This window comes from Planctomycetota bacterium (assembly GCA_035384565.1).
In the GTDB taxonomy this organism is placed as follows: Bacteria; Planctomycetota; PUPC01; order DSUN01; family DSUN01; genus DAOOIT01.
This window is the reverse complement of record DAOOIT010000109.1, coordinates 6,805-12,845: the sequence shown is the minus strand read 5'-3', so window position 1 is coordinate 12,845 and position 6,041 is coordinate 6,805. Positions and strand designations below refer to the sequence as shown.

Here is a 6,041-nt window from a genome sequence, read left to right as displayed (position 1 = left end):
CCGCGCCTTGCATCCGCCCCGCTGGCGCCGGCAACGCAGCCCACGGGGATTCTTGAACAGGCTCCTAGGCCTGTGCGGGAACCCACGCGGGACAGCGATGCCGCGCGCCCGCGCCGCGAAGGCACTGGACCGCCGCCTCGCGTCTCGTGAACGTGCGCCTCCTCGAGCACGACCACGTGAACCCAAGCTGCCACAACGCCAGGAGGACCGACCGATGACCGGGGCCGATCTGTTCGCCCTCACGCTTCGCGAGCGAAACGTCGAATTCCTCGCCACGCTCAGCGGAAACGGGCTGAACCCGCTCTACCTGGCCTGCCGCGACGCGGGCATCCGCCTGATTGACACCCGCAACGAGCAGGCCGCGGCCTACATCGCCGACGCCTACGCCCGCCTCACGCGCCGCGTGGGCGTCGTCGCCGTTTCGAGCGGCATCGCGCACGTCAACGCCCTCACGGGCATCGCCAACGCGTGGTTCGACGGGGCCCCCGTGCTCCTCCTCACCGGCGAGAGCCCCTCATCGCAGGACGACCTGGGCAAGTTCCAGGAGTTCGACCACCTGGCCCTCGCGCGGCCGCTGTGCAAGTACGCGCGCCGCGTCCTGGAGCCCGAGAAGGTCGCTTTCTGTGTCCGCGAGGCCCTCGCCGCCGCCACCAGCGGCCGCCCCGGCCCTGCCTGCCTCTCGATCCCTGTGGATGTGCTGTCGGCAGAGATTCCGAAAGGCAAGGCCATCCGCGTGCGCCCCGGCCCGGGCGAGGTGGTGCAGGACGCCGCCGCGGACCCCGACCTCGTGGCCGAGGCGGCGCGCCTCATCGCCAGGGCCAGGCGCCCCGTCCTCGTCGCTGGCACCGGCGCCTTCTACGCCGAGGCCGGGCACGAGCTGGACGAGTTCGCCCGCCTCACCTCGATCCCCGTCGTCGTGCCCATCTGGGACCGTGGCTGCGTGGAGCAGCCGGCCGACTACTTCCTGGGCGTCGTGGGCGCGGCCAGCGGCGAGCCGCGGCTTCTGCCCGACGCCGACCTCGTGCTCCTCGTGGGCTGCCGCACCGACTACCGCATCGGCTTCGCACTCCCGCCCAAGGTCGCCGAGAGGGCCATCATCATCCGCATTGACGTGGACGCCACCGAGTTGCGCAGCGGCGCCGAGCCTAACGTGAAGCTGTTGGGCGACCCGTGCACGGTCCTCGGCCAACTTGTTCACGCGACGCGGCGTCTCGGCGCCAGGCCGCACAGGACCTGGCTCGCCGAGGCCCGCCGCCGCGACGCCGCCTTCCGCCGCCGTTGGCTCGCGGGAGCAAACCGCGAATCGCTGGAATCGTGCGAATCCCATTCGCCAGATCCGCAGCGTTCGCGGTTGACCTCTGCCACACCGCGGATGACTGGCCGCCACGTCGTGGACGCCATCCGCCCGTTCCTGAGCGAGGAACTGCTCTTCCTGATTGACGGGGGGAACATTGGCCAGTGGGCGCACATGGCGTTGGCCGACTGCTATCCGAGCCGTTGGCTCACCTGCGGCGCCAGCGCGGTTGTCGGCTGGGGCCTCCCCGGCGCAATTGGAGCAAAGCTGGCCTACCCAAAGCGCCCCGTGCTGCTCCTGACCGGCGACGGAGCGTTCGGCTTCACCATCGCCGAACTCGAGACCTCAGTGAAGCACTCGGCGCCGTTCGTCATCGTCCTGGCCGACGATCGGGCCTGGGGCATCGTGGTGAGCGGCCAGCGCGCCGCCTACGGCCCCGACGGCATCCTCGCCAGCCGCCTGGCCGAGGTGGACTACGCGAAACTCGCCGAAGCCTTCGGCGCCATCGGCGTCCGAGCCGACACGTCTGAGCAGCTATCGAAGGCCATCAAGAAGGGCCTCGCCGCCGACCGCACAACCCTCATCCACGTCCCTATCGCCATCCTTGGCCCAGCCGATCAGCGCTGAGCTACCTCCCTCATCAGACGACTGATTAGCTGCCTCCTGGGGCTTCCGTCAGTGTCCGTCCGTGTAGGTCCGTGTCATTGTCCCGAGGTCCTACCCCGCCGCGGCGTTGGCGAGGGCCACGGCGTCCACGGCGGTGGCGCCATAGCTATCGCAGCCGGTGCGCTGGGCCACCAGGTCGCTCGCGGCCGCCCCGCCGATCATGATCTTCACGCCCTCGCGCAGACCAGCCTTCTTGAGCGCAACTGCCGTGTCCTCCAGCGCCTTGCAGCAGGTGGTGAGGAAGACGCTCAGGCCCACCATGAACGCCTTGCTCTTCTTCACCGCCGCCACGATCTCCTCGGGCTTCACGTCCACGCCGAGGTCGGTGACCTCGTAGCCTGCGCCGCGGAGCATGAGGACCACGATGTCCTTGCCGATGTCATGGATGTCGCCGCGCACGGTCGCCATGACGATCTGCTTAGCCCCCGCCTTGGCCTTGGCCTTCGTGGCCTTCTTCAGCAGCGGGGCGAGCTGGGCCATCACGTCCTTCATGATCTCGCCGGCGAACATGAGTTCGGAGATGAAGTATTCGCCCTTGTTGAAGCGCTCGCCCACCTCGCCGAGGCCGGCGCGGCACTCGGCCACGATGTCGGCCGCGGGCACTTTGGCCTTGATGGCTTTCTGGATGAGGGCTTTGAGCTGGTCTTCCTTCAAGGCGCTCATCGCCTTCGCAATCGCGCCCGGCTTCGCCATTCGGGGGCCTCCTTCCGTTCGTAACCTCTCGCGGGCTGCAAACCCGCGGGAAGTTGGGATCTAGGACTGCATGACGCAGAACCACAGGTACAGGTACGCCAGGCTGTCGAGTTCCTCCCAGGCCTTCTGCACGATCTTGGGATCGCCCAGAATCCTGGGGTACTCCTTCACCTTCTCCTCCCACGGGAAGCACACGCCGGGCTTGATGGCCTTCTTCGGCTCTCTCTGCGGCATTCGATTCTCTCCTGAGGCGGCCCGAGGCCGTAACCAGAGGGGATGGTTGGATGGATGGAGGAATGCGTGATTGCCTGACACCCATCCACTCATCCAGTCTTCCATTCATCCGCCGTGAAAACGCGCACAACACGCCTGCGCGTCACGGGCGATGGCTTCTACCGGTACACTCCGTATTCCACAGTGAATTCGGTCATGGCCTTGACGTTCTCGATGGTCGAGTCGTCCTGCATGATGGCGCCGGCGTCCATGATGTAGCCGCCGTTCTTGCCCACGCGGTCAATCACCTCCTTGCACCTCGCGCGCACCTCGTCGGGCGTGCCGTAGGCCAGCAGGTCGTTCGGGATGCCGCCGCTGATGGCGAACTTGTGGCCGACCTTTTCGTAGACCTCAAAGGGGTCGGCGCGGTCCACGTGGTAGATGATGCTCTTGTCGGGCAGCTCGGCGATGTACTTCAGGTTGGGATTCCAGTCGCCCTCCGCATACCAGAGCACCTGGCGCCCCTCCGCATGCAGGTCCTCGATGATCTTCTTGCAAGTGGGCCAGAAGAAGGTCTCGAACTGCTTGGGCGAGAGGAACGGCGTGCAGCCGCGATGCAGCCAGATGCTGATGGGCACGGTCTTCGTGGGGTCGGCGCCGGCAACAGCGTTGAAGTACATGTGGGGCCGCAGCGCCTCGCAGGCGGCGAGCACCTTCTTGGGCTGGCGGTGGATGTCCGCGCAGAGCTGGCGGAAGCCGCGGAACTTGTCGGCCAGGATGTCGAACGGCGCCTTCAGGCAGCCGGCGATGGCGTGCACGGTGCCGGTCTCGTTCTTCATGCGGCCGATCTGCGCGCCGAACTTGTTGAAGTAGTGGAGCATGGCCATGCCGCCCTTGAGCCAGGCGAGGTTGTTCTTCGCCGTGCTCGGCTCGCCCAGCGGCACCACGTAGCGGTTGGCCCGCGGCATCCACACGTTGGCGACGAAGCCCGTGGGGTCGGCGATGAACTCGTCGTACTCATCGGCCTTCATGAAGGCCGACTCCTCGTCGGGTGGCTCGATGTACTGGAAGGCGGCGGTCGGCGGCTTGTCTATGCCCGGGATGGCGTAGTAGTTCAGCCCCGCCGCCTCGGTGAGGCCGGTCCACACGTAGACCATGTTGCCCACCGTCGCGTCCCAGTCGAAGTCGCGGCAGCACTTCATGATCGCGTCGAACGCCAGGTCCACGTCGTGCGTGACCTGCTGGTTGTTGTAGCCGGCGTACTTGCCGGCGAACTCGGCGGCAAAGGGGCGGATGGGCACGCGGTCGGGCTTCTCCTTCTTCATCGCCGCCACGTAGCGCGCCAGCCGCTGCTGGTACAGCCGGTCGGTATCCTGCGACATCTCGCTCATCCTTTCCGCACAGCCGGGGGAACCCTCGTCCTGTGGACCTCATCTCTAGCGACCGGCGGCCCCGCTGTCAAGTGCCCTTCCGGGCCACCGAGAGTGTCACAAGAAGTCATCGCCCGACCCGTCGGGCATTCCCCCCATATGTACAATGGCAATACCCCCCAAATCTGTTGGGTAAAAAAATGAAGCTGACCGCGCTTCGCCGTCCGCATAGGCGCTGCCAAGCCGATACCATTCCTCCCTACATCCCCAGATGTACAACGTTTTTGCCCCCAGATTTTGACTGCCCGCGGCGCGGATTGGCCGTAACTGTCGTCGCCCGCAAGGCTTATGGCCAGAGCGATCTGCCCGGCAGACCCTGCCCGATAGGCGGGCGCCCTTCGACGGTCACTCCCCCTTGATCCGGCGCGGGTAGGACGAATAGCCCGTGAGGTCGAATGGCTCGGTGGCGACGGCCCAAGGGAGGGTGCCCAGTTCGCTGAACAGCGCCCGCGCCGCTGCGGCGCAGCGCAGCGCGGCGTCCAGACCCTCGACCACTGTCCGCATCTCGCCCCCCTCCCCCACACGCCGCACATGGTCGGCCGCGATGCGATGGATACGGCCGCTGCTCTCGTGGGCGCCGTCGAGCGCGAGGACGAACTTCCGCGTCTCCGCCAAGTCGCAGCGGAGCAGCGACCGGTCGTTCGCCCGCACGGCCTCGGCGAAGTTGGCGATCATTTTCGCGGCGCCGTTGTCAGCGGGGCAGGTCTCCTCCGGCCCATCGCTGTAGCACACACGTGCCCCGTCGCGCATGGTCCAGCGGACATGGCCCCGCTCGGCCTCGATCTCGATGACCGGGCCGAAGTTGGCGTCGGAGCAATGGCTTGCGAGGAACAGGCTCGTGGGGCCCTCGGCCGTGTGTATCTCGATGGCACAGGTGTCGTGCGATTCTACGGGGCCTGCGGTGTACAATTCGGCCCGCACGCTCACCGGCGTGGCAAGGCGGTTCGCCTCTGGCGACGCGAGGAACAGCATATTCGTGATCTGGTGCGCCAGCGCATTGGTCGCGGGCCCGTCGAGCACCCAGGCCCTGTGAGCTGGGTCTCCGTACACCGCGCTCTCCACCCTCAGCTTTCCCGCCCAGTCATTGCGGGTGTAGTAGGCCTGGTTGCGCGGCCACCCGGCATGGCACACGAGCGACCTCACACGGCCCAGCCGCCCCGAGGCCACGCGGCTCTTGACGAACCGAATGTCGTCGCCATGGAGTGCCTGGAAGCCCACGAGACAGAAACGACCGGCGGCGTCGAGGGCAGCGAGCATCGCGTCCACCTCCTGGACCGTCGCGGCGGGGGGCTTCTCGAGGTGGACGTGAAGGCCCGCCCGCGCAGCGGCGATGGTGAGCGGCGCGTGGCTCGGGATGCCCGTGGCGATGTAGGCGGCGTCGCACTTGCCTCGGAGTGCCTCAAACATCGCCAGCGGGTCGCTGAACAGCTCGACGCCTGCCCGCGACAGCGCTTCAGCCTTCTCGGGCAGGGCCGACAGGCGCGCATCGGCCGCGGCGATGAGGCGGCAGCCAACGGCGTCCCTTGCCTGATTGATCGCCTGAACGAGGCTCCAGCCGTAGCCGCCGAAGCCGACGAGGGCGAGACGAATCATCCGTTGTCCTCCGGGGGCACGAGATAGGGCGAATGGCACGGGCATCGCGGCAGGAGGGAGGGATTGCATACTTGAACAGGTATGCAATTCTGTTCCGTCGCCGCGCGCCGGTTCCCTGTGCAGCGCGCGGTGCACGCTACGTCAGGCTGATG

The 6,041-nt window shown here is 67.2% G+C and carries 5 protein-coding genes; 1 reads left to right on the top strand and 4 read right to left on the bottom strand.

The window, feature by feature from the left end; all coding sequences use genetic code 11:
• Positions 1 to 214: 214 nt before the first annotated feature.
• Positions 215 to 1,921, top strand: a complete 1,707-nt coding sequence (locus PLE19_22715) for a thiamine pyrophosphate-binding protein (GenBank protein ID HPD17761.1) — start codon at positions 215 to 217, stop codon at positions 1,919 to 1,921.
• Between the two features lie 90 nt (positions 1,922 to 2,011).
• Here the strand turns inward: PLE19_22715 and PLE19_22710 are convergent, their stop codons facing one another.
• From PLE19_22710 to PLE19_22695, 4 genes are all read right to left on the bottom strand, one after another.
• The gene (locus PLE19_22710; protein HPD17760.1) at positions 2,012 to 2,653 is read right to left on the bottom strand and encodes a cobalamin-dependent protein; all 642 of its coding nucleotides are present in this window, start codon (positions 2,651 to 2,653) and stop codon (positions 2,012 to 2,014) included.
• 60 nt (positions 2,654 to 2,713) lie between these two features.
• The gene (locus tag PLE19_22705) at positions 2,714 to 2,887 is read right to left on the bottom strand and encodes a hypothetical protein (GenBank protein HPD17759.1); all 174 of its coding nucleotides are present in this window, start codon (positions 2,885 to 2,887) and stop codon (positions 2,714 to 2,716) included.
• 158 nt (positions 2,888 to 3,045) lie between these two features.
• Positions 3,046 to 4,248, bottom strand: coding sequence for a uroporphyrinogen decarboxylase family protein (locus PLE19_22700; GenBank protein HPD17758.1), 1,203 nt, complete (start codon positions 4,246 to 4,248; stop codon positions 3,046 to 3,048).
• 393 nt (positions 4,249 to 4,641) lie between these two features.
• On the bottom strand, positions 4,642 to 5,889 hold the full coding sequence (locus PLE19_22695) for a Gfo/Idh/MocA family oxidoreductase (GenBank protein HPD17757.1): 1,248 nt from the start codon (positions 5,887 to 5,889) through the stop codon (positions 4,642 to 4,644).
• Positions 5,890 to 6,041: the final 152 nt, after the last annotated feature.

Excerpts from the sequence above, each read along its gene's own strand:
- PLE19_22710 (HPD17760.1), bottom strand. The coding sequence starts at position 2,653 with ATGGCGAAGCCGGGCGCGATTGCGAAGGCGATGAGCGCCTTGAAGGAA.
- PLE19_22715 (HPD17761.1), top strand. The coding sequence starts at position 215 with ATGACCGGGGCCGATCTGTTCGCCCTCACGCTTCGCGAGCGAAACGTC.
- PLE19_22700 (HPD17758.1), bottom strand. The coding sequence starts at position 4,248 with ATGTCGCAGGATACCGACCGGCTGTACCAGCAGCGGCTGGCGCGCTAC.
- PLE19_22695 (HPD17757.1), bottom strand. The coding sequence starts at position 5,889 with ATGATTCGTCTCGCCCTCGTCGGCTTCGGCGGCTACGGCTGGAGCCTC.
- PLE19_22705 (HPD17759.1), bottom strand. The coding sequence starts at position 2,887 with ATGCCGCAGAGAGAGCCGAAGAAGGCCATCAAGCCCGGCGTGTGCTTC.